The organism is Mycobacterium shunyiense, from assembly GCF_058270035.1.
Genome location: NZ_JBZDPT010000004.1, coordinates 124629 through 148258 on the forward strand (window position 1 = coordinate 124629; position 23630 = coordinate 148258).

22 protein-coding genes are annotated in these 23630 nt (G+C 64.9%); 12 read left to right on the forward strand and 10 right to left on the reverse strand.

Annotated features, from left to right (window positions below; translation table 11 throughout):
- Nucleotides 1-25 precede the first annotated feature (25 nt).
- From AC4ELS_RS04570 to AC4ELS_RS04600, 7 genes are all read right to left on the reverse strand, one after another.
- Nucleotides 26-1177 (reverse strand): CaiB/BaiF CoA transferase family protein, encoded by a 1152-nt coding sequence (locus AC4ELS_RS04570; RefSeq protein ID WP_499046100.1) that lies wholly within the window; start codon nucleotides 1175-1177, stop codon nucleotides 26-28.
- A complete protein-coding gene (locus AC4ELS_RS04575) occupies nucleotides 1174-2094 on the reverse strand; it encodes an SDR family NAD(P)-dependent oxidoreductase (RefSeq protein ID WP_499046103.1) in 921 nt (306 codons plus the stop codon). Before AC4ELS_RS04575 ends, AC4ELS_RS04570 begins: the two co-directional genes overlap by 4 nt.
- Entirely contained in the window at nucleotides 2091-2921 is an 831-nt protein-coding gene (locus AC4ELS_RS04580) for a TauD/TfdA dioxygenase family protein (RefSeq protein ID WP_499046106.1), read from the reverse strand. Before AC4ELS_RS04580 ends, AC4ELS_RS04575 begins: the two co-directional genes overlap by 4 nt.
- Complete coding sequence (locus tag AC4ELS_RS04585; protein WP_448441760.1) at nucleotides 2918-4765, reverse strand: flavin-containing monooxygenase; 1848 nt, start codon at nucleotides 4763-4765, stop codon at nucleotides 2918-2920. The genes AC4ELS_RS04580 and AC4ELS_RS04585 overlap by 4 nt, the downstream gene beginning before the upstream one ends.
- Nucleotides 4762-5934 (reverse strand): LLM class flavin-dependent oxidoreductase, encoded by a 1173-nt coding sequence (locus tag AC4ELS_RS04590; RefSeq protein ID WP_055117395.1) that lies wholly within the window; start codon nucleotides 5932-5934, stop codon nucleotides 4762-4764. Before AC4ELS_RS04590 ends, AC4ELS_RS04585 begins: the two co-directional genes overlap by 4 nt.
- Before the next feature lie 65 nt (nucleotides 5935-5999).
- Entirely contained in the window at nucleotides 6000-7415 is a 1416-nt protein-coding gene (locus AC4ELS_RS04595; RefSeq protein ID WP_498888950.1) for an aromatic ring-hydroxylating oxygenase subunit alpha, read from the reverse strand.
- On the reverse strand, nucleotides 7415-8272 hold the full coding sequence (locus AC4ELS_RS04600; protein ID WP_499046109.1) for an SDR family NAD(P)-dependent oxidoreductase: 858 nt from the start codon (nucleotides 8270-8272) through the stop codon (nucleotides 7415-7417). The genes AC4ELS_RS04595 and AC4ELS_RS04600 overlap by 1 nt, the downstream gene beginning before the upstream one ends.
- Nucleotides 8273-8425: 153 nt before the next feature.
- Here AC4ELS_RS04600 and AC4ELS_RS04605 point away from each other — a divergent pair, with 153 nt between their 5' ends.
- The 5 genes from AC4ELS_RS04605 to AC4ELS_RS04625 are packed head-to-tail and all read left to right on the forward strand — an operon-like array spanning nucleotide 8426 to nucleotide 14607.
- Nucleotides 8426-10036 (forward strand): Vgb family protein, encoded by a 1611-nt coding sequence (locus AC4ELS_RS04605; protein ID WP_498888946.1) that lies wholly within the window; start codon nucleotides 8426-8428, stop codon nucleotides 10034-10036.
- A gap of 5 nt (nucleotides 10037-10041) precedes the next feature.
- Complete coding sequence (locus AC4ELS_RS04610; protein WP_499046112.1) at nucleotides 10042-10779, forward strand: GntR family transcriptional regulator; 738 nt, start codon at nucleotides 10042-10044, stop codon at nucleotides 10777-10779.
- Between the two features lie 18 nt (nucleotides 10780-10797).
- Nucleotides 10798-12351 carry an AMP-binding protein gene (locus AC4ELS_RS04615; protein ID WP_499046115.1) on the forward strand — a complete coding sequence of 518 codons (1554 nt, stop codon included), beginning with the start codon at nucleotides 10798-10800 and terminating at the stop codon, nucleotides 12349-12351.
- Between the two features lies 1 nt (nucleotide 12352).
- Nucleotides 12353-13126: an SDR family NAD(P)-dependent oxidoreductase gene (locus tag AC4ELS_RS04620; RefSeq protein WP_418045335.1), complete on the forward strand. Its 774-nt coding sequence runs from the start codon at nucleotides 12353-12355 to the stop codon at nucleotides 13124-13126.
- Nucleotides 13123-14607 carry an acyl-CoA synthetase gene (locus tag AC4ELS_RS04625; protein WP_499046118.1) on the forward strand — a complete coding sequence of 495 codons (1485 nt, stop codon included), beginning with the start codon at nucleotides 13123-13125 and terminating at the stop codon, nucleotides 14605-14607. Before AC4ELS_RS04620 ends, AC4ELS_RS04625 begins: the two co-directional genes overlap by 4 nt.
- 355 nt (nucleotides 14608-14962) lie before the next feature.
- On the opposite strand, the gene AC4ELS_RS04630 is transcribed toward AC4ELS_RS04625, so the two are convergent.
- The 3 genes from AC4ELS_RS04630 to AC4ELS_RS04640 form a co-directional block, all read right to left on the reverse strand.
- Nucleotides 14963-15787: a DUF4231 domain-containing protein gene (locus tag AC4ELS_RS04630; protein WP_498888939.1), complete on the reverse strand. Its 825-nt coding sequence runs from the start codon at nucleotides 15785-15787 to the stop codon at nucleotides 14963-14965.
- 628 nt (nucleotides 15788-16415) lie between these two features.
- Nucleotides 16416-17489: an NAD(P)H-dependent amine dehydrogenase family protein gene (locus AC4ELS_RS04635; protein ID WP_498888937.1), complete on the reverse strand. Its 1074-nt coding sequence runs from the start codon at nucleotides 17487-17489 to the stop codon at nucleotides 16416-16418.
- 18 nt (nucleotides 17490-17507) lie between these two features.
- Nucleotides 17508-18296 carry an SDR family NAD(P)-dependent oxidoreductase gene (locus AC4ELS_RS04640; protein WP_498888935.1) on the reverse strand — a complete coding sequence of 263 codons (789 nt, stop codon included), beginning with the start codon at nucleotides 18294-18296 and terminating at the stop codon, nucleotides 17508-17510.
- A 151-nt stretch (nucleotides 18297-18447) separates the two neighbouring features.
- Here AC4ELS_RS04640 and AC4ELS_RS04645 point away from each other — a divergent pair, with 151 nt between their 5' ends.
- From AC4ELS_RS04645 to AC4ELS_RS04675, 7 genes are all read left to right on the forward strand, one after another.
- The gene (locus AC4ELS_RS04645; protein ID WP_499046121.1) at nucleotides 18448-19179 is read left to right on the forward strand and encodes a hypothetical protein; all 732 of its coding nucleotides are present in this window, start codon (nucleotides 18448-18450) and stop codon (nucleotides 19177-19179) included.
- 56 nt (nucleotides 19180-19235) lie between these two features.
- Nucleotides 19236-19838, forward strand: coding sequence for a TetR/AcrR family transcriptional regulator (locus tag AC4ELS_RS04650; RefSeq protein ID WP_064887318.1), 603 nt, complete (start codon nucleotides 19236-19238; stop codon nucleotides 19836-19838).
- 151 nt (nucleotides 19839-19989) lie between these two features.
- Complete coding sequence (locus AC4ELS_RS04655) at nucleotides 19990-21519, forward strand: nitric oxide reductase activation protein NorD (RefSeq protein ID WP_499046341.1); 1530 nt, start codon at nucleotides 19990-19992, stop codon at nucleotides 21517-21519.
- Nucleotides 21516-22316, forward strand: coding sequence for a CbbQ/NirQ/NorQ/GpvN family protein (locus AC4ELS_RS04660; RefSeq protein ID WP_498888933.1), 801 nt, complete (start codon nucleotides 21516-21518; stop codon nucleotides 22314-22316). The genes AC4ELS_RS04655 and AC4ELS_RS04660 overlap by 4 nt, the downstream gene beginning before the upstream one ends.
- A 15-nt stretch (nucleotides 22317-22331) precedes the next feature.
- On the forward strand, nucleotides 22332-22463 hold the full coding sequence (locus AC4ELS_RS04665) for a hypothetical protein (RefSeq protein WP_269085858.1): 132 nt from the start codon (nucleotides 22332-22334) through the stop codon (nucleotides 22461-22463).
- Nucleotides 22460-23161 carry a hypothetical protein gene (locus AC4ELS_RS04670; protein WP_064914346.1) on the forward strand — a complete coding sequence of 234 codons (702 nt, stop codon included), beginning with the start codon at nucleotides 22460-22462 and terminating at the stop codon, nucleotides 23159-23161. The genes AC4ELS_RS04665 and AC4ELS_RS04670 overlap by 4 nt, the downstream gene beginning before the upstream one ends.
- 32 nt (nucleotides 23162-23193) lie before the next feature.
- Nucleotides 23194-23622, forward strand: coding sequence for a hypothetical protein (locus AC4ELS_RS04675; protein ID WP_064887320.1), 429 nt, complete (start codon nucleotides 23194-23196; stop codon nucleotides 23620-23622).
- The last annotated feature ends 8 nt before the right edge of the window (nucleotides 23623-23630 follow it).

Consider the following 23630-nt stretch of genomic DNA (forward strand, 5'->3'; position numbering starts at 1 on the left):
TTTCTGTTCCTGCTCTGGTACGCCGTTACCCGGCGATGTCCCGTGGGTCGAGCTCGGCGAGCACCGCGGCGGTATCCGCACCCAGTTCCGGTGCGTACCCGGCCACGTGACCCGGAGTCCGGGAGAACCAGGTGGGCACGCCCGGCATCCGCACCCGGCCGTGCGAGGTGTCGACGGTCTCGAACAGCCCGACGGCATTGAGGTGCTCGTTCTCGAACAACGCGTCGGGAGTGAGCATGGGGGCCGCGGGAATCTCCAACTCCGCGAACAGATCCAGCCACTCCGCGGTAGTGCGCTCCTTGAGAGTCTGCGCCACCAGCCCGTACACCGTGTCGATCTGCCGGGCGCGCTGTTCGAGTGTCGCGAACTGTTCGGTGTTCCACGCGGGCTGCACCCGGTCGATGAAGGCGTTCCAGTGCTTGTCGTTGTAGACGAGCGCCGCGATGTGACCGTCCTTGGTCTCGTACGGCCTGCGATTCGGGGTGACCGCCCGGGGGTACACCGCGGGCCCCAGCGGAGGGTCGAACATGGCGCCGTTGGCATGCTCGACCAGCATGAAAGAGGCCATGGTCTCGAACATGCTGACCTCCACCTCCTGGCCCTCGCCGGTGCGCTCCCGGTGGAACAGCGCCATCGTCGTCGCATAAAGGGCGGTCAACCCGGCCACCTTGTCGGCCATGATCGTGCCGACGTAGGAGGCCTCACCGGTCAATTGCTGTTGCACCGCGGGCAATCCGCACTCGGCCTGGATGGTGTCGTCGTAGGCGGGCCGGTCGGCATCCGGACCGCGCCGGCCATACCCGTAGCAGTTGGTGTAGACGATGCCCGGGTTGATCGCAGCGACGTCGTCGTAACCGAAGCCGAGCTTGGTGATGGCCTTGGCGCGCATCGAGTGGATGAACACATCGGCATCGGCGACCAGGGCGCGCAGGTCCGCCTTGCCCTGCTCCGACCGCAGATCCAGCACCACGCTGCGCTTGCCGCGGTTGACGTTGATGAACACCCCGCTCATGCCGGGGGCCGGCCCCACCGAGATGTAGCGGGTGTTGTCGCCGGCCGGTGTCTCGACCTTGATGACGTCGGCGCCCATGTCGGCCATGATCTGCGTGCAGTACGGCCCCATCACCATGGCGGTGAGGTCGATGACCCGAACGCCCTGCAGTGGACCGGATGTCATGAGCTGACCCCTTCTGCTGATCGTCCGAAGCTGTAACGGATGTGATCGGCATGACCGTCGGGAACCACCGGGAAGATCACCGGCTCACTTACGTCACGGATGCGGTCCATCTGCTCGCCGACCTCCTCCACGGTCCACGAGGGCTGGTACACCCCCGGTGATTCGGCGATGACGGCACGGGCGATCCGCCCGGCGATCGCCACGAAGAACTCGCCTGTGACCGAGCAGGATTCGTGCGACAACCAGCCGACGGCAGGGGCCACCAGGTCCGCGCCCATCGGCGGGTACGCCGAGGTGTCCAGGCCCTCGGCCATCCGAGTCACCGCACCTGGAACGATCGCGTTGCACACCACACCGTCGGCGGCGCCTTCCAGCGCCACCACGTTGCACAGACCGAGGATCCCGGCCTTGGCCGCCGCGTAGTTGGCCACCTCATGGTTGCCGTACAGTCCGCCGATCGACGAGGTCAGCACGACGCGGCCGTACCCGGCTTCGCACATCAGTGGAAACGCCGCACGCACAACGTGAAATGCGCCGCGCAGGTGGACGTCGAGCACGGCCTCAAAGTCGTCGTAGCTCATCTCCTTGAGTGAGCCGCGGCGCACGGTGCCCGCGTTGTGGATCAGGATGTCCACGCGACCGAAGCGTTCGACGGCCGCGTCGATGATGGCCCGGCCACCTTCAGGGCTCACCACCGAATCCGTGACGGCGACGGCTTGCCCACCGGCCGAGACGATCTCGTCGACGACGTCCTGCGCCGGCCCCGAGTCGGTGCCATCCCCGGTCAGACTGCCACCGGGATCATTGACGACGACCTTTGCGCCCCTCGACGCGAGTAGCAGGGCGTATTCGCGGCCCAGTCCCCGTCCGGCGCCGGTGATGACGGCGACGCGATCGTCGAATCTGAGTGTGCTCAAGCGAAGGGCTCCTCGCCCTCGAGTTTGGTGCGCTGCAGCAGCCGTCCCGACGTCGGGTCATACGGTGTGGCCCGGTGCATGGTTCCGGTGTTGTCCCAGATCACCAGGTCACCGACGGTCCACTTGTGCCGGTAGGTGAAGTCGGCCTGGGTGGCCCAATCTCGAAGCCGCACCAGCAGTTCGGCGCTCTTGCGGAAGTCGATGTCGGTGATGTGCCGTGCGGTGGCACCCAGCACCAGCGACTTGCGGCCGGACTGATGCGTCCACACCAACGGCAGTTCCCGGTCACCGATCGCCATCATCCGGCGCAGCGCCTTCGCGCTGGGTTCCGGGTCGTAGTAGAACATCGTGTTCCACGCCGAATGCATCACCCGCAGACCCTCGATCTCGGCCTTGTCCTGATCGGACAGGTCGTCGTAGGCGGCGTAGGTGTTGCAGAACTCGGTGTCGCCTTCCTCCGGGTTGCCCAGCGCGACGCTCTGCAGCAGCGAGGCCAGAATCGGCACCTCGTTCATCGTGCCGTCGATGTGCCAGTACAGCGAGCCCTTGAGATAGTCGGCCTGCTTGTTCACCTCGGTATCGAGAGAGACTTTGTACAGCTTCTCGCCCTGGTGCTCGGGAGCGAACGTGCCCAGGGTTTCGGTGAACGCGATCTGCTCGTCATCGGTGAACCCGATCTGCGGGAACACCAATACTCCGCGCTGCTCGAGCAGTTCTCGGATCCGCCCGGCGTGCTCCCCCGACAGCAGCGCAGCCTTGTCGGCCCGGATCTCGGTTCCGATGCGCGGCTTGATATCCCGGGTCTGAAGAGCGGTCGTAGTCGTCATGAGGTGAGCTCTAATCCGTCGAGGTCGCCCTTGGCGCGCCAGTCGGCGATCAGTTCGTCGAAGGCGTAGAACCCCGGCGAGTAGAAATCACCGAGGAACGCGCCGTTGCGTTCGGCACCACCGCGGCCCTCGTTGTTGTAGTAGCCGGGCGTGCACGACAATTCGAACGCCGAGTTGTCGATCGACAGTTCACGGACCGTCGACACCCAGCTGTCCTGCCCTTCCTGGCTCGGCTCGACCGTGGTGGCGCCCCGGTTCTGCGCCTCGGCGATGATGTAGGCGATGTGCTTAGCCTGCTGTTCGAACATCGCCGTGGTGTTGGCCGACACGCCGCCCTGGATGAAGCCCATGAAGAACTGATTGGGGAAGCCACGGCTGGTCATCCCGTGCAGGGTCTTGTAGTCGTTCTGCCAGTAGTCGAACAGCTCCAGCCCATCGCGGCCCACGATCTTGTCGATCGCGAACCGGCGGCTGATCTCGGTGGAGATCTCGAAGCCACTTGCGAAAACCACGCAGTCGACCTCGTATTCGACGCCGTCGGCGACAATCCCCTTCTCGGTCAACCGCTCGACACCCTTGGATGCCGAGACATCCACGAGCGTCACGTTCGGACGGTTGAACGTGGACAGATAATGCTCACTGGACGTCGGTCGCTTACACATGAAGCGGTAGTACGGCTTGAGCGCCTCGGCGGTATCGGGGTCCTCGACGATCTCGGCGACGAGCCGCCGCAGCCGCTCCATGATCTTGAAGTCTTCTTCTTCCCGGAACGCCATGATCTGCTCGATGGTCACTTCGGCGGGGTTCTCGCTCGCCGCGATCCGGGCGGTCAGGTTGCGTCCGAGCTCGGTCCAGAAGTCGCACACCAGGTCTGGTTCGCCGAACACCACACCGACGAACGGCGACCAGTTGTGGAAGTTGCGCTTGCGCTCCTCCTGCCAGCCGGGTTGCAGGGACGCGGCCCAGGCCGGATCGGTGGGCGGGTTGGTCCGGGCGTCCACCGAGGACGGCGTGCGCTGGAAGACGAAGAGTTCCTTGGCGTCGCGGCCGAGGTGCGGTACCAGCTGGATACCGGTTGCGCCGGTGCCGACAAGGGCGACGCGTTTGTCGGCCAGCTTGTGCAGGCCGCCGTCGGCGTCTCCACCCGTGTAGTCGTAATCCCAACGCGCGGAGTGGAAAACGTGGCCTTTGTAGTCCTTGATTCCGGGGATGCCCGGCAGCTTCGGCACGTTGTAGGAGCCCTGCGCCATGACGACGAAGCGGGCGCGGATGTCGTCGCCCCGGTCGGTGCTGATCCGCCACCTCTGCGTCTCGTCCTCCCAACGCAGTTCGCGCACCTGGGTGGAGAACAACGCGCCGTCGTAGAGGCCGAAATGCTTACCGATGTTGCGGCAGTGCTGGAAGATCTCGGCGCCGTCGGCGAATTTCTTGCTCGGCATGAAGTCGAGTTCTTCGAGCAGCGGGATGTAGCAGTAGGCGTCGTTGTCGCACTGGATTCCGGGGAAGCGGTTCCAATACCACACCCCGCCGAAGTCACCCGCCATCTCGATGACCCGGATGCCCTCGACACCGGCCTTCTTCAAGTACGCCCCGGCCAGCAGGCCGGCGAAACCACCGCCGAGGATGACGACGTCGGCGTCCTCGGCGATCGGGTCGCGCTCGGTCACTGTGGTGTAAGGGTCGACCTCGGAGAACTCGGCGAAATCACCGTCCAGTTCCAGGTACTGGTCACCACCCTCGGGTCGCAGACGCTTGGCCCGCTCGGCGGCGTACTTCTCCCGGATCGCGTCGACGTCGAAATCGGTTGGGGTTTCGGTGGGCCCGCACGTGTTCGGTTGGGTCATGCGTTGGCCTTCTCGGGGAGAGCGGCGGCGTGCAAGGGAGCGGGCATGTCATGAACCGCGGGCAGCACCTCGGCGGCGAACAGCTTGGTGGACTCCATCGCCTTCTCGTACGGCATGGTGCCGAACTGCGGGACGATGGTGACCTCACAGAACGAGCAGGCCTCCTGGGCCGCCTTGAGCTTCTCGAACACCGTCTCGGGGGTGCCGATCAGCAGGTTGGAGGCGTGGTACCCAGGCGGGCCGCCCTTCTTCTGGTTGCCGACCTCGGAAGCCAGCACCGCGGTGGCGCTGGCCTCGCGGGCGGCGTAGGCCTCGTAGCCCTTGACCCCCTTGAAGTTGGACGCGTCGGCAAAGCCGTAGTGCACGTTGACATCCCGATTGGCCGTCCAGATCCACTCTTCGGTTTGAGCGACCTCGTCCTCGGAGCCCACGCAGTACATGAACATCACGTTCTTGGGCTGACAGGGCCCCAGGCCTTCCTCGGCACGGAAGGTGTTGACCTTGCGCACCTCCTCACCGGCATCGGTGATCGGCTTGTTGCCGACGAACAGTGGGACCATGCCGCGACGGGACAGGATCTCCAGCGACTCGGCGGTCGAGGACGAGCTGTAGATGCGGTCGAACAGGTCGGTGCTGATCGGCTCGGGTCGCAGCGACATCTCCGGGAACGAGAAGATCTTGCCCTCGTAGGAGAACCGCTCACCGGAGAAGGCCAGCTTGAGGATGTCCAGCGTCTCGTTGAAGCGGTCGCGGCTCTCCTCGCGCGGCACACCCACGGCGGCGAACTCGCCCTTGGAGACGCCACGACCCAGGCCGATCGTGGTGTAGCGACCGTTGGAGACGATGTCGAGGTAGGCGATCTGGGTGGCGAGCCGGATCGGGTTCCACCATGGCACCACCGCCACGAACGTGCCCAGGCTTACCCGCTCGGTGCGTCCGGCAAAGTAGGTCAGGGCCTGGATCGGGTTGGGCGTCATGCCGTATGGCGTGCCGTGGTGCTCGGGGAACCAGATCCCGTCGAAGCCGAGCGGCTCGGCGAGGTCGCCGAGGGCCAGCGCGGCCTGCACGCACTTGTAGTCCGGGGTGGCCGGCGGGGTGCTGAAGTCACCGGCCAGCACGCGCTCCCAGTCGTGGGAGTTCTGCGCTCCCGTACCCAGATTGACCTTCATGTTGTCTCCTTACTCGGCGATTTGTGTGCATTTGGCGGCGCTGACCGCCGCTGGACGCACCCAAATCACTGGATGTCTCGGGGTTCTCCGGTGCCCATGTACTTGGAAAGTTGGTAATGCAGGTTGACCGTGCTGCGTTCGCGGTAGGGATTCGGCAGAGTTCCGGGGAAGCCTGCCGATTTCATCCCCTGTTGCACCGCCGCCATGTTCGAGAAATCCTGCGGCAGCACCGACAGCCAGTTCGGTGAATCTTTCGGGGTGTAGGCCCATTCGGTGTCCGGCTCTTCGCCTTTCGGGTACAGCTCGAAGACAGCGACCTCGAAGATGCACTTGTCCGGGTTGTAACTCGGATCGGGCCGTGCGGCATAGCACAGCGCACTGGTCAGGCCCTGCCCCACCTGGAAGTTCGGGAAGATCTGCCAAGCCGTGCCGCTCTGCCCGAGGATGTCGGGCGGGATGGTCGGCCAGGTCACGCCACGTGCCTCGTCATCGCGGCGGGCCGAGGCCAGCCAGTGCTGCAGCACCTCGTCGGCGGGCGTGCCCTCGGGCAGCTCGTCGACGAGCCGCTTGGCGGCGTTCACCAAGGTCTTCGTCGTCGTCGCGTTGGTCTCTTCCATGGTGTAGACCTGCATCTCGGCAGTGGAGATGCGCGGATCACCGATTCCCAGACGGATCTTGGACTTGGTCTCGTCCAGGCCCTTCGGCGCGTCGTAGCCGATGTTGCTGTGCTTGCCCTGCGCCTTGGCCCAGCCCTTGAACTCGCCGAACTTGTTGAACTCCGGGTGCGTGGTGAACACGTGGTAGGTCTCGTTGAAGGCCTCCATCGCGACCTTCCAGTTGCAGTCGAAATACAACCATTTGCGCCACTTGTAGCGCATGTTCTCCAGACCGAACGGGTCGAGGATCTTGGCCGCCGGCATCAGGTAGTCGGCCAGCGATTCGCAGTCCGGATCCATGTTGATGAACAGCCACCCGCCCCAGGTGTCCACCTGCACGGGAGCGAGGTGGGTGTTGCGCGGGGTGAGTTTGCCCTGCCAGTCGTCCTGTTCCCGGATATGCGTGCAGGTTCCGTCGAGACCGTAGGTCCAGCCATGGAATCCGCAGACGAAGGACTTCCGCGCCCGGCCGGTCGCGTTCTTGGCGCCCTCGGGATTGTCGATGAGCTTGCGTCCGCGGTGCATGCAGACGTTGTGGTGGGCAGTGAACTCATTCGGGCCCGTACGCACGACGATGATGGAGTCGTCGAGGATGTCGTAGGTCAGGTAGCTTCCGACCTCGGGAATCTCCTCGACCCGGCCGACCTGCTGCCAGACCTTGCGCCACAGTCGATCTCTTTCGGCGCGAGCGTAACTCTCGGAGATGTAGGCCTCGACCGGGATGGTGGTCGGCTGCGACAAGTCCTCGGCGATCTCTCCGCTCGCGCCATCCGGTTCGGCGTCGACCTCCAACGTGGCGTCGAGATGGGATTCGGTATGCGCCATCAGATCCTCCTGATCGCTTCGCGGAAGTCGTTGTCCTTGAGGAACAACGAGGTGTTGTCGGCACCGAGATGGGTCCAGCGCAGGTTGAGCCCGCCGTCGACCAGGATGGTCTGGCCGGTGATATAGCTCGACAGGTCCGAGAGCAGGAACAGGATGGCCCCGGCCTGCTCTTCGGGAGTACCGCGGCGGCCCATCGCGATCGCCCGCTGGTCCCGCTCGGGGTCGGCATCGACATAGGTTGCCGAGGCGGCGGTTTCGGTCACACCCGGGGCGACAGCATTGACCCGGATGCCTTCGGCGGCCAGCTCTGCGGCCATGGTCCGGGTGGCCGCCACGATCGCGGCCTTCGCCGTGCCGTAGGCGACGTGATACGGCGCGGTGTTCATCCCGCTGATCGAGGACACCGACACGATCGAGCCCGGGGTCCCCTGGCTGCGGATCTCAGCTGCCACAGCCTGGCTCATGAAGAACATGGTCTCCAGGTTCGTGGCGAACAGCTCGCGCCAGTCGGCCCGCGAGACCCGGGTGGCCGGCATCCAGGTGGACGGCGCCGCGCCGCCGGCGACATTCACCAGCCCGTACAGCGTTCCTTGTCCGTCAGATTGGAGCCGGCCCACCTCCTTCAGCACGGTGGCGATGCCCTCATCGGTGGAGGCGTCGGCGGCGACCGTCACCACGTTCAGTCCCTTGTCGGCCAACGGTGCGACGTGGGTGTCGAGGTTGTCCTGCGACCGGCTCACCGCCACCACCGTGGCCCCGGCCTCGGCTGCCATCCGCGTGACAGTGGTGCCGATGCCGCCGCCACCGGCGCCCGACACCACCACAACCCGGCCGTCCAAGCTCAGGGAACTGTCCATCCGCACCCCAATCGGCTTAATTGTCCGGACAACAAATGACGATCTTCATATTGGAGAACACTATTCCCCAGCACTTATTCAACCGTCAAGGGTCGATCCGAGGTTTTCGGCGGCTATTGTCTGGACTACGGCAAGTTGCTAACGTCCGAGGTCATGAGCGCCCTATCGGCAAATCCCGGCATCGCCAATGCGAGGTACACCGCAAACCCGTCCGTCGCCGAGAACTGGACGCTGCAGCAGGTCACGGGCCCCAGCAGGCTGTTCGGCGCGAACGGCCTGCGCACCGGACCCGATGGCCGGATCTACGTTGCCCAGGTCACCGGCAGCCAGATCAGCGCACTCGACGTGGAAACCGGACAGCTCGAAACCATCAGCGCCAAGGGCGGCGACATCATCGCCCCCGACGACGTCGCGTTCGACCCGAGCGGCAACCTGTATGCCACCGAGGTGATGGACGGCCGGGTCAGCGTGCGCGCCGCGGACGGCACCACCCGCGTCATGCGCGACGACATCCCCTCCGCGAACGGCATCACCTTCCATCAGGGACGGCTGTTCGTCGGAGAATGCCGCGAGGGTGGCCGGCTCATGGAGTTCGACCTGGCCGGCGGCGCCCCGCGCATCCTGCTGGAGAACGTGCCCTCGCCCAACGCCATGGAGGTGGGCCCCGACGGACTCCTCTACTTCCCCGTGATGGGCGCGAACGAGATCTGGCGCATTGACCCCAATGGCGGCGAGCCCCAGGTGGTGGCCGGCGGGCTCGGGGTACCGGACTCGGTCAAGTTCGACGCCGACGGCTATATCATCTCCACCCAGGTGGCCAGCGGCCAGGTGTTGCGCATCGACCCGCGCAATGGCGAGCAGACGCTGCTGGCCCAGCTCAACCCCGGCCTGGACAACTGCACCTTCGTCGACGACCGGCTCTTCGTCTCGAACTTCACCGGTGAGATCACCGAGATCTCATCGAGCGGCAGCCAGGCGGTACTGCCGGGTGGTTTGAACTGGCCGCTGGATCTGACCGTCGGCGCCGACGGCAACCTCTATGTCGCCGACGGCACCTACTTCTATCGGGTCGGCCCCGACGGGGACCTGCAGACAGTCGCGATGCTCTTCTCACCGGGCTATCCCGGTTTCCTCCGTGGGGTGACCGCCTCGGGCCCGGGAGAATTCATCGTCACGACCGCCGCCGACACCGTCGCACGCTTCCGCCCCGGGGCAGCCGACGAGGAGGTGAGCCAGGTTCTTGCCAGTGGAATCGACCAGCCCTACGGCGTGGCCCAGGCTCCCGATGGGTCCGTGGTGGTCGTCGAACAGGGTGCGGGACGGCTACTTTCGGTGCGCGACGGATCGGTCAGCGTCCTGGCCTCCGGCCTCGACACCCCGGTCGGGGTGGTGATCGGACCCGACAGCGCACCGCTGGTGTCGGTGGCCGGTGCGGTTGTGCGGGTGAGCGGCGGAGGTGTCGCGCCGCTGGTCGACGGATTGCACACGCCGCACGGCATTCTCGTGCGCGACGGCGTTCTCTACATCGTCGACTCGGGCAGCAAGGAGCTCATCGGCCACGATCTGAGCGATGCGGGCCGCACGACGATCGCCACCGGGCTGCCGGTCGGCCCGCCGCCCGGTGTGACCCCCAAACCGCTCAAGGGCATGCCGCCGTTCTCCGGCCCGCAGGGCCCGTTCGCCGGGATCACCGCGGGAACCGATGGGACGCTCTACATCTCGGGCGACGGCGACGGCAGCGTCCTGGCGCTGCGCAGAGGCTGACACCGATGACCGTCACGCCGGCCGACCACCGCTACCTGCAGGTCGCACGCACCCTCCGCAAGGAGATCGTCGACGGGGTGTACCCGGTGGGCTCGCAGTTGCCCACCGAACACGAACTGTGCGAGCGCTTCGAGGTCAGCCGCTACACCGTGCGCGAGGCGCTGCGGCGGCTGCGCGACGACAACCTGGTCACCTCACGGCCCCGTGCGGGCACCACGGTGGCCCAGCGAGCCGCGACCAATACCTATGCGCAGGACGTGGTCTCGATCAACGACCTGCTGGCCTTCGCCACCGGCGCCCAGTTCACGATCGAGTCCAATGCCATGGTCACGATCGACGGCGAGTTGGCCGAACGCACCGGACTCCCCCTCGGTGAGCAATGGCTGGCCGTCCGCGGCTACCGGCAGGCCGACGGTGACCCCGCGCCGGTGTGCCGCACCGAGTACTACGTCAACCGCAGCTTCGCAGCGGTGGGGCGGATGCTGCAACGGCACTCCGGGCCGATCTTCCCGCTGATCGAGGATCTGTTCGGAGTCAGCATCGTCGAAGTGCACCAGGAGATCTCAGCGATCGTCACGTCGCCCGAGCTCGCCGCGGGCCTCAAGGTCACCGCAGGCACCGCGGCGCTGCAGATGCAACGGACCTATACCACCTCCGACGGCGAGATCGCTCAGGTCACCGTCAACACTCACCCGTCCGACCGGTTCCGCCACTCCATGACGATGCGCCGGGTCAAGGGCTGAGGCGCGGTGCGAAATCTGGTGCGACGGGACCAGGCGCGTGCGACCGACGCCTACGCCCGGGGCCTGTGGGTGTCCACCACCCTGGCCGACGCCCTGACCGATGCGGCGCGTGACACCCCTGACCGGGCACTGGTGGTCGACGGTGAGATCACCTTGACAGCCCGCGAATTGCACGATCGGGCCCGCGCACTGGCGTTGCAGCTCACCGACTGGATGCCGGTGGGCAGCGTGGTGTCCGTCATGCTGCCCAACTGGCACGAGGCCGCGATCATCTACCTCGGCGCGACGCTGGCAGGGATGGTGGTCAACCCGATCCTGCCCTCGCTGCGCGACCGGGAGCTGTGCTTCATCCTCGACGACGCGCACAGCCGCGCGATCTTCATCCCCTCCCGGTTCGGCAATCACGACTATGCCGCGATGCTCACCCGGGTGTGCGGTCAGATGACCACGCCACCGGAAGTGGTGGTGCTGCGCGGGGATCCGGGTCCGCACCGCGCATTCGACGCGCTGCCGCCCGCTCCCGACCGAGACCTGCCCGCACTCGATCCGGACGACGTCCGCATGATCATGTACACCTCCGGCACCACCGGGCGCCCCAAAGGAGTACTGCACAGCCACAACTCGATCAACGCGCTGATCCTGCAGTTGCGCGAGCACTGGATGATCGACCCCGGCGACACCTTCCTGGTGCCCTCCCCCATCGCCCACATCGGTGGCTCCATCTATGCCTTCGAATGCCCCTTGCTGTTGGGCAGCACCGCGGTGTTGATGGAGCGCTGGAACGCCGAGGACGGCGTGGCTCTGATGACCGACCGCAAGTGCACCCACATGGCCGGGGCCACACCGTTTCTTGAGCAGTTGCTGGGTGCCGCCGAACGATCCGGTACCGGGCTACCCGATCTCAAGGTGTTCATCTGCGGTGGCGCATCGGTGCCGCCGTCGCTCATCCGCCGGGCGTCGGACTACTTCGAGCGGGCCGTGGTCAGCCGGGTCTACGGCTCCACCGAGCTGCCGGTGACCACCGTTGGCTCACTGACCCCCGGCGGCATCGAGCACGCCGCCGAGACCGACGGCCGTCCCGGGATCGCCGAGATCCGGCTGGTCTCCGGGGAGATCCGGGCCCGGGGTCCCCAGATGCTGCTGGGCTATCTGCACCCCGAGGACGAGATCGAATCCTTTGACGAGGACGGCTTTTTCCGCACCGGCGACCTGGGCCGATGGGTGGACGGGGACTACCTGCAGGTGACCGGGCGGGCCAAGGACCTCATCATCCGCAACGGCGAGAACATCTCCCCCAAGGAAGTCGAGGACCTCCTGGTCGGTCAACTCGGCATCATCGAGGTGGCCGTGGTCGGCCTGCCCGACGACCGCACCGGGGAGCGTGCCTGCGCGGTACTGGTGACCGCCGACGGCCGGCGCCCCGGCGTGGCCGACCTGGGCCGGGTCCTTGCCGAGCATGGGCTGGCTCGCTTCAAGACGCCTGAACGGGTCGAGATCTGGGATGCCCTGCCGAAGAACGATGCGGGCAAAGTGTTGAAACATCACATCCGAGCACGGTTGAAGGGCGAATAGAATGCAGGTCGCGATCGTCACCGGAGCCAGCAGCGGCATCGGATTCGGCTGTGCCACCACGCTTGCCGAGGCGGGCATGGCGGTACTCGGAACCGGGCGCGACGAGGACCGGCTCGCCGAGCTCGAACGGGCAGTGGGCGACCCGGACCGGATCGCGACCCTGGCTGTCGACCTGACCGCCGATGACGCACCGCAGCGCATCGTCGAGGCGGCACTGTCCCGCTGGGGCCGGATCGACTTCCTGATCAACAACGCCGGCATCGGCAGCCCCAAGCCCCTGCACGAGACCGACGACGAAACCCTGGACCGCTTCCTGGGGATCATGCTGCGGGCACCGTTCCGGCTGGCGCGAGATGTACTGCCGCACATGGAGCCTGGCTCGGCCATCATCAATGTCACCTCGACGTTCGCCGTGGTCGGCGGTTTGCGTGGCGGCGCCTACTCGGCCGCCAAGGGCGGGCTGACCGCGCTCACCACCCACATCGCCTGCCAGTACGGCGCGCAGGGTATTCGGTGCAACGCGGTGGCCCCCGGCGTCACGGTCACCCCGATGGTCGAGCAACGTCTCAACGATCCGGGCTTCCGCAAGATGCAGACCGAGATGACCCCACACACCCGGCTGGGCCGGATCGAGGACATCGCCGCCACGGTGGCGTTCCTGTGCTCCGACGGTGGCAGCTTCATCAACGGGCAGACCATCGTGGTCGACGGCGGCTGGAGCTCGACGAAGTACCTGTCGGAGTTCGGACTTCAGTCGGAATGGATTGCCCGATGAACGTTTTCGCGGTGCTCGATCAAGCCGCAGCCCGGTTCGGCGACCGGGGCGCGGTCTTCCTGGGCGAACGTCAACTGCTCACCTGGACGGAATTGCGCGACCGGGTGCTGCGGCTCGCCACCTCACTGAAGGCACTCGGCGATCGCGGTACCCGCGTGGCCGTCGCCAGCGAGAACCGACCCGAGATCGTCGAGCTGATGTTCGCCATCTGGGCGGCCGAGTGCGTGTTCGTGCCGGTCAACTACAAGCTGCATCCCCGCGAGATGGCCGACATCCTGGCCGATTCCGGTGCGGCCCAGGTGTTCGCGTCGGCCAAGATCGCCGACGGCCTGGCCGCGGCCACCGACGTGCCCGTCGAGATCATCGGCAGTCCGGACTACGCGGGCCGGTTCGACACCGAGCCCGCTGCCCCACCGAGCACCGATCTCGGCTCGTTGGCCTGGCTGTTCTACACCAGCGGCACCACCGGAAAATCCAAGGGCGCCATGCTGTCCCACCGCAACCTGATGGCGATGACGGTGGCGCATCTGGCCGACTTCGACGACCCGGACGAGAACTGCAGCCTGATCCACGGCGCCCCGATGTCACACGGTTCCGGTCTGTACATCCCGCCCTACGTGCTGCGCGGCGCCCGTCAGGTGGTGCCCGAATCCGCCGCGTTCGAACCCGACGAGTTCCTGGACCTGTGCGGTCACCACCCCGGCAGCAGCGCGTTTCTGGCTCCGACCATGGTGCAGCGCCTGATCCAGACGGGCAGGCCCCGCCCCGAGAACCTGAAGACCGTGGTCTACGGCGGCGGGCCGATGTACGTCGACAGCCTCAAGAAGGCTCTGGCCGCCTACGGTCCGATCTTCGTGCAGCTCTACGGACAGGGCGAGGCGCCGATGACGATCACCGGACTGCGCCGGGCAGACCACGTCGGAGCGGACGACGCGACGCTGGGCTCGGTCGGATATCCGCGTTCGGGCGTCGAGGTGGCCGTGCTGAACGACGACGGCACCCACGCCGCCGTCGACGAGATCGGTGAGATCGTCTGCCGCGGCGACGTCGTCATGTCGGGCTACTGGAACAACCCGACCGCCACCGCCGCCACGCTCAAGGACGGCTGGCTGCACACCGGGGACATGGGTTCCTTCGATGCGCGCGGCTACCTCACCCTGCGCGACCGCTCCAAGGACGTGGTGATCAGCGGGGGCAGCAACATCTATCCCCGCGAGGTGGAGGAAGCGCTGCTGGAACACCCCGATGTGGTGGAGGCCGGTGTGGTGGGTGCACCCGATGCGGATTGGGGTGAGGTGGTGGTCGCGTTTGTGGTGGGCTCCGGAACAGGCAAAGTCGACGCCGCCACCCTGGATGCTCACCTGCTGGAACGCATCGCCCGGTTCAAGCGGCCCAAGCGCTACGAGTTCATCGACGCGCTGCCCAAGAACAGCTATGGCAAGGTGCTCAAGCGCGAACTGCGGGAGCGATTGAAGCGATGAGTGCTTGAGGGCCTGCTGAGCCGTTCTGCGGCGCCAAATGTTGAGGCCGCGACGGCAATCGGAACGTGAAGGCGACGTCTGTCAGTCCGCCGGGGCATGTGACCACACTTGCTCTTTGACTGTTGTAACTCAGAGGGGGCGGTCACATATGCGCCATGGCATGGATAGCTAACTGCTACCGCTGTGGGCATCGCGTGCTTCGGGGAAGAAAAGGGATGAGCGGTCCGCATGATGGCTTGCAAGCTCACAGCGCGGAACAGCCCAGAGCGCCCACCGGATCGAGAGTACGACAATGAGCGGTGCTGAATCACAAACGATTCCTTGACGAATCTCAAGGCCCGCGTGCCCCCTATCGCTAAGTATCGCTTTTCGCTTCATGCGGCTGATCGAGTTGTTGCTGGCGCTTCCGCTGCTCGGCCTTAAGGATCTCGATATCCGTCGCCAGTTTGTGAAGGTTCAGACTTTCGTCCGTCGCATCGTACGGGTGTATTCCCAAATCAAACGCCGACATGTTTTGCTCGATGCTGTCGGCGGTCTGTTGCAAGTAGAAACTGCGCTCTCGGTATTTGAAGTATCCGGTGAATCCAGCAGACACACCCACCAAGAAACTGAGGCCTACAGTCACCCATTTAAGCGATGACGGCGTTGCCGCGAGGCTCGCCGCGGTGGTAGTACCAAGAGATCCGATGATGATAATCGATTGAAATGCATTATGGATTCGTCCGTACCGCTTCGCCTCGGCTCGCAGTTGCCTCAATTCTCGCGGAATCATGTCTTTGTAAGCGTACTGACGTTGATAAACCGGCAGACCGAGCTGCGCCGCGTTAATTCGACGAGATTCTTCTGCTAACTCTAGATCCAACTGTAGGCGACGAACCGACGTCCTCTTATCTTTGGGACGATCATACTCAATCATAAGAAGCGCCACGAATGCCAGAATTACCAACAAAGTGATAGGAATTGCAACCCGATTTATCTGACCAAGATCTAATTTGCCCCATGTCAGCGTTGTAACCACAAAAATGGTCAGCGCCGAGGCGATCGCCGCCGCACCAAAAACCAACCTGATCCTCAACTCAAGACGCCTGACACGAATCGCTTCTTGCAGAAGGAGAATTCGCTCATTATGCGCCAGAAGACGCGCCTGGGGACCGCTGGTGCTGTGCAGTTGCTCGGTCAAGCGTTCTCCCATTAATAATGTTGGACGGGCCGCGTTGATCGTACCAGCGACCGTCTGATAGGTGTGGCGCGCGGAACCCGATCGAAAGACATATCCATTGTTCTCCGATTGGACGAATTCCCTACATCCAATCCCCGCAGAAATCGTCCGTTGCGCACGCGCAACGTCGTCGGAGCCCCGGCGAAAGCACTTCACCGGGGGCACAAGAACTGCATCTGGATTGGACTCCGCAGCGGAAGAACGTACTACGGGATGAACGTTGCTCTTGGCTCTGGCACGCGACGACGAAGGCGGCGCCACCGCAAGATCTAGCAACGAGCTTAACTCCGTGCATGAGCATTAGATGGCCATGCGTGGTCGCCGGCACTACAAGCGCCGCCCGCGGGGCTCGTAGCTGCATGTGGACAACAAATTGGATTGGTGAGCCATCATTCATGATCGACGCTGGACTCTTACGCAGTCGCGATCAGAACTAACCGGCCGGACATTACGGAAACAACTCACCCCGCTGCAACTTTAAACAACGCGAAAGGTGGATCACCGGGATATGCGGCTTGACCTTCGGTGCACGGACAACCGAGAGCCGACATGACATCGCTAGCCCGCGCAAAGCTGCCGATCAGCACATTCACCACATCAGCCCGCGGATCAGTGCAGTCGGCGGGATATCCTCGGCGGCAATCAATCCCGCCGGAGCGTCACACACCCAGTCGATCGCGTTGACCACCCGTGCCGCGGTGGACACACATCCGGCGTCGGTCACGTCGAGCGTCGGATGGGACAGCTCAGTGCTCACCTCGATACGCGGCTCGCCCTCCACGATCACCTTGTGCACGCCGGACTGACCTTCCGGCGGATACTCCCAATCCGGCGCCGCCGCCGGGGTCAGCCGGGTGGTGTGCTCGATCGTGATGATGGGAACGCCGCCGCGCACCCCTTCGGCGGCGAACCGCACTCCGGCCAGTTGTCCTGGCTCGACGGTCATCATCGTGCACTCGATGCGCTCGGGGCTGTACCACGGCTCGAAACGCTGACCGACCTCGTCGAGTTCCACCCCCAGCCGTTCGGCGAGGTTGCGCACCAGACCGCCGAACATCGCCGTGATCACCCCCGGCTGGAATGCCATCGGCAGGTCGTCGTCGGGGGTCGTGCCGAAACCCATGGCGGTGCCGGTGTATTCGTAGTCGTCGTAGTTGCCGTAGTCGAAGATCTCCTTGACTGTCACCGACTCGGCACGCGTGACCAGGCTGAGCGCCGCGTACACCGCGGTGTCCCCGGAATACCCGGGGTCGATGCCGTTGACATACAGCGAGGAGTTCCCCGCCGAACACGCCTCTTCAAGCGGCACCCGCAACCAGTCGTCGGTCTGGCGCGGTGTCACCAGCCACACCATGGAGGTTCCGACGACGTTGATCCCCGCTGCCAGGAACCGCGACATCTGCTCGATCGCCTCCATCGGCCTGGTCTCGCCCAAGGCTGTGTAGAGCACGCAATCGGGCCCGAGCGCGATGAGCGCGTCGATGTCGTCGGTCGCGATGACACCCGTCGGCTCGGCGATTCCACACAATTCGGCAGCATCGCGGCCGATCTTGTCCGGGCCGGAGGCATGAACACCCACCAACTTGAGATCCGGCCTGCCGATGATCGCGGCCAGCGAATGCCTGCCGACGTTCCCGGTCGAGAATTGGACCACTCTGCGCATCGTCAATCCTGTTCCTGCTCAGTAGTCGGGGATCGGCAGCGGCGAGTTGTTCGAGTCGATACCGCCGTCAACGTGGAAGATGGCGTTCGTTGCGTAGCAGTCGCGCGTGGACAGATACACGCACAACCTTCCGAGGTCCTCCACATCGCCGAGGCGATGCAACGGCGTCGCCTCCTTCATCTTCTCCAACGACCCGGGTAACAAGTCAAGGCTTCCTTGTAAACCATCGGTCGCGAACGACCCCAGCGCGATCGCGTTCACCCGGATCTTGGGCGCCAACTCCTGCGCCATCGCACGGGTGAGCGCCTCAAGACCGCCTTTTGCCGTGCAGTAGGCGGTCAAGGCACGGATGCCGAATCGGGCCGACCCCGAAGAAATGTTGACGATCGAGCCGTGTCCGGCCGCGATCATGTGTGGCGCGACAAGCTGACTCATGATGAACGCCGAAGTGACACACCAGTCGAAGGTGTGCCTGAAGTCCTCGTCGGTGACGTCGAGGAACCGCGCATAGGTGGATCCGCCGACGTTGTTGATGAGGATGTCGATGCGGCCGAACCGCTCCATGGCCGTGCCCACCACTCGCTCCCCGTCGGGCCGGCTCATCGCGTCGGCGACCACCGCCATGCCCTTACCGCCCGCGGCTTCGATGCCGGCGATGGTCTCGACGATGTCGGATTCCGTTCTCGCCGTGCCGACTACGGTCGCGCCGGCCTCTGCCAGCACTCGCGCGATACCTTGCCCGACGCCCTTTCCGGCGCCGGTCACGATCGCGACCTGACCTTTCAGGCCGAACTGCTCCATTGCCATGCGCGTCTCCCCGTCGAGGTGCTGTCAACCAGCTCCGCCGAAATGGCATTCCAGCAGTGAAAATTCGAGTGAGCTCCGGCTGGAATGCAATTTCGGCGAGAGGGCGGGCAGGCGATTGACTGCCCATGTTGATTGACTATAGTCAGTCTGCATGAACTTGCCAACGTTCAATCTGAAGCGTGGCGGCAGTGCGGACGACGTGGCGCGCCCGTCGGCCAGCGGGCTCGACGAACACCTGGAGGCCTCCCAGCGTGCGCAGCGCCAGGCCGACAAATGGCTCATCTCCGGCAGCCTGCTGATCGGCTCCGCAGCCCTCGGCATCTTCGGCCTGCCGCTGTTCCTCAGAGGCGTCTGGCTGCTTCGCAAAGCTCAGCGCGACGGATTGTCGGTCCGGCCGATGCTGGTCACACTGATCGGTTATCTGGTCATCATCGACGCCGCCATCAACACCGTTGGCTGGGCCCTCGACGTCGCCGCCAACCACACCATTCTCGCCCGAATCCTGTTGAACGGCTGGGGCGCAATGTTCGACGCCGGCTACTTCTGGCACTACAACGAGCTGTGGATCGGCGGGGCCGCGGGACCCGGCGAGAAGGCGATGGAAGTCGGCATGATCCTCACGGTCTTCACCATGCGGATCGCCGCGGGTATCGGCTTCCTCCAGATGAAGCGGTGGGGCCACCAATGGATGATCATCACCTGCTGGATGGGCATCGCCATCTGGTGCCTCTACGTGTTCAACATGACGATGTTCGCCGATGTCCGGTTCGCCGGCGTCGTACTGCCGGTCGTCGGGTGGTGGCTTTACGACATCTTCTACATCACTCCGTTCCTCGCGATCCCGTACCTGCATTCGGTCAATCGCGAGATCTTCTCCGACTAGCCCAATGACTTAACTCATTGACTGCAATCAGTAAGTGAGTTAGAAATGAGCGCAACATGACGCCACAGACCAAGCAGTCGGCGCGCGAGTTGCGCCGACTGCAAACGCGGGAACGGATACTCGGCGCGGCCGTCGCCGAGTTCCAGGCGTCAGGCATGGCCGGGGCGGACGTCGGCGCGATCGTCAGTGCCGCCGGCGTCGCCCACGGCACCTTTTTCTTTCATTTCCCCAGCAAGGAACACGTTCTGCTCGAACTGGAGCGGCGTGAAGAGACGCGCATGGCAGCCGAATTCGCCGGCTTTCTGGAGAACACGCATGATCTCGCGACGGCGTTGACCGAGCTCGTCCGTCTGGTGGGCAGCCTGGAGCAACGATTCGGACCGCTTCTGTTCAAAGAACTACTTGCGCTGCACTTCTCGCCGACGCGTCCGACCAAGGACGAATGGAGCGACCACCCGATGATCGTTCTGCTCGTCCGTGAGATCGAGCGTGCCCGCGGCGACGGTGAGGTGCATCCCGAGGTCGACGCCTTCTACAGCGCCGCATTCTTTCTCCTGGGGATCTACGGCGTCCTGACCACCACCGCCAACAGCCAGCACCGCGACGCGATGCTGGCCAACTTGGTCATCACCGCACTACGAGGACTGGAGGTCCGATGAATCATCCCTTCTGCGAGGAGAACTGACGTGGCCGGTTGGATCTGGGAGATACTCCGCTACGTGGCCGCCTGGGGCGGCACCGGCTTGATCATCTGGTTCTGGTACTGGATGTTCTCCAACATCGGCACCTTCTGAAGGCGTGACGCAGCAGATGCCCGAACTCGACGAGGCCCACGCCATGGCGACCGAGCGCAGTTGCGCCGTCACCGCCATGGCGTTGAGCGACCAGCGCCGCACCGGCGCGCGCCTGGTCAGCGGACAGCACCGCGGCTTCGGTCTGAGTTCCCTACTCGATGTCGTGCACGTGCCCTATCCCCCGCATCGTGACTGGACCCGCCGAACGCTGACCTGCGGTGTGGCACTGCAGTGCTCACCGTCCAAAGAGCGCATCCTCGACTACCGACTCAACGAGCTCTCGACCCGCGAACTAGCCGCGCTCACCCTCGTCGAGGCCGGTGTCGCGCTGGGCTGGGTCTCCGAGAACTGGCCCGGACTGCTGGCCGACCTGCGCGCAGCGCTGCCGCACCTGGAACCGGCCGGCGCGGACACGGACGCCGAGGAGATGCTGAATCGGGCCATCGCGCTTGCGCGTACCTCACAGCAGTTCTCCATCGACCCACTGCTCGGCAGCCTGCCGCGGGCATACACCCTGCCGCAGGGGCTGTCCGACAAGCTGCGCCGCACGTTCGGACGGCTGCCGTGGACCACCAACCAGAAGCGTTCACCGGCACCACACTCCGTCCCCGCCGGCGGGGACGGAGGGGTCCGCAACTCCAACCTTCCCCCACCCAGCCGGCCTCAGGACAACGACCTCGACATCACCCCCGACCACCGGCCGGGAATCCCCTACCCGGAATGGAACGCGTGGACGAAGAGCTTCATGCCTGACCACGTCGCGGTTCTCGAGCAGGCACGTTCCGGCCACGACCGGCAGGCGGCCACAGTCGCCGTCGATGTGCGGAAGTGGTTCGAGCAGAACACCCATCGGGCCATGAAGAGCCGGCTGGAAGACGGCTCGGACCTCGACGTCGACCAGTACGTCAACCATTTCATCGACCTGACGACCGGCGAGGCGGTCGAACCGCGCCTCTTCCGTGAACTGCTGCCCGCCAGCCGCGACGTGACAACCGCGCTGCTCCTCGACGGCAGCTCCTCGCTGGGCGTGCACGGGGGCAGGATCTTCAAACTCGAGCTCGCCTGCGCCGACGCCCTGTCCCGCGCGATGACCTCGGCCCGGGAACGCCACGGCATATTCACGTTCACCGGGAACACCCGCCATCGCGTGGAAGTCAGCTGCCTCAAGGACTTCGCGGACCGCCGTTTCGTACCGCCCGGCAGCCTGGGCCTGTCCACCGGTGGCTACACCAGACTCGGTGCGCCGCTGCGCCATATGACCGGCCGCCTGCTCGCGCAGCCTTCTGAGCGCAGGTTGCTCATCGTCATCGGCGACGGCCTGATCTCGGACGAGGGCTACGAGGGCCGCTACGCGTGGGCCGATGCCGCCCACGCCGTGGAGGAAGCCAACGACGCCGGCGTCTCCATGTACTACGTCGGCGTCGGTCCCGTCCGCGTCGATCCCCTGCCGGAGGTATTCGGACCCAAACGGTCCCAACGCATCCGACGAATCGAAGAACTACCCCGAGTCCTCGCCCACGTCCACCGGGAGCTGGTATCTGCATGACCGACACGTATTACGCCAATGCCAACGAGGTTCAGCTGTTCGAGCAGGCCTGCCGCCAGCGCCTGCCGGTGATGCTCACCGGTCCGACAGGATGCGGCAAGACTCGCCTCGTCGAGCACATGGGACTGCTACTCAGCCGTCCGGTCGTCACCATCAGCTGCCACGACGACCTGACCAGCTCCGACCTCGTCGGCCGGTTCATGGTCACCGGCGGTGACGTGGTCTGGACCGACGGGCCCCTCACGCGGGCGGTCAAGGCCGGAGCGATCTGCTACCTCGACGAGGTGGTCGAGGCGCGCCACGACTCGTTGGCCGTGCTGCACTCGCTCACCGACCACAGGCGCACGCTCTACCTGGATCGTGCGGGCGAAGTCGTCCATGCGCCAGAGGCTTTCATGTTGGTGTGCTCCTACAACCCTGCCTACCGCAGCTCGCTCAAGGAGCTCAAACCCTCCTTCCGGCAGCGTTTCGTCACACTGCCGATGCGGTACCTGCCGCCCGAACGCGAGGCCGAGGTGATCGTTACCGAAGCCGGCGTCGGACTGCCCACCGCACAGCGGCTGGTCCGGTGTGCCACCGCGATCCGTACCGCGGACGAGGCATTCCACTTCGAACCGCCGTCGACTCGGGTACTGGTCACGGCGGCACACCTGATCGCCGCCGGTGCAACGGAACTCGAAGCCGCAGAGGCCTGTGTCCTCGCCCCGCTGTCCAGCGACGGCGCCATCACCGAAGGGCTGCGGGAGGTCGCGTCCGCGTGCCTCTTCGGAGCCGACGCCGACAGCCCAAGCGCCTAGGAAGGAATCGCCACCATGGTGGATCAGAAGGAACGCAACCGCAAGAAAGCCCTCATCGTCCTGCAGATCGTCATCTACGGATACCTGTTGATGATGTTCGGGATTCAGCTCTACATGTCGTTCACCCGAGGCTGGTGGGACCTGTGAAGGTTACGGCATCCGTCCCGGCAGAGGGTTCCCTCAACCTCGAAGAGCATCACGAACAGTCCCGCCTGGCGCAGCGGCGGGCCGACAAGTGGATGATCGTCGGTGCCGCCCTGATGGGCATGTGGGCACCCGGACTCATCGGCTTTCCCATCTTCATGCGCGGTGTGTGGTTGCAGCGCCAGGCATTGCGCGCGGGGTATTCCGTCCGGCCGATGATCGTCACGCTCATCGGCTATCTCGTGCTGATCGACGGCATGCTCAACAGCCTCGGGTGGGCCCTCGACCTGGTCGCCAACCACACGCTGATCAACCGGGTGCTGATGGTCGGCTGGGGCGCCATGTTCGACGCCGGATATTTCTGGCACTACAACGAACTGTGGATGGGCGGCGCCGCCGGGCCGGGCGAGAAGTCCATGGTGTTCGGCATGATCCTCACCGTTTTCGCGATGCGGTGCGCCGCCGCGATCGGCTTTCTGCAAATGAAGCGCTGGGGCCACCAGTGGATGATCATCACCTGCTGGATGGGTGTGCTGATCTGGTGCCTGTACGTGTTCAACATGACGATGTATGCCGACGTCCGCTACGCAGGCGTCGTGTTCCCGGTGATCGGGTGGTGGCTCTACGACATCTTCTACATCACTCCGTTCCTCGCGATCCCGTACCTACACACGGTGAACCGCGAAATCTTCTCCGACTGAACATAATTCATGCAGCACTTAGGAGAGCCACTGTGACAACCACACCTGAAGCCACCGAAGACCAGAAGCCCGAGGATCTCCCTCCCGGCACCACGCCCTACTACGCGCGCATGCACAAGTGGATCAAGCGCGCGGTGCTGGTGTGCCTGGTCGCCCTCGTCCTCGAGGGCGCCTTCACCCTGCCGTTCATGGCGGTCTACTACGGCTACCCCACCTTGAGCCTCACCCAGATCTGCAGTGAACTGCTCAAGGTTCGCTATTCCGACGACACCCTCGAATGCAAGGTCCCTTACCCGGCATTCGGCCCACCCGAGGGCGCCGAAGGCAAGGACACCGCGCAGGACGAGTGGGGCATCCAGCCGGTACCCAAGTACCACCGGATCGGGTTCCGTGAGCTGGTGCGGATCCACGAAGAACGAGAAGCACGTGAGTCAGCCCAGCAACAGCAGCAGAGCCGCTAGGAGCCACC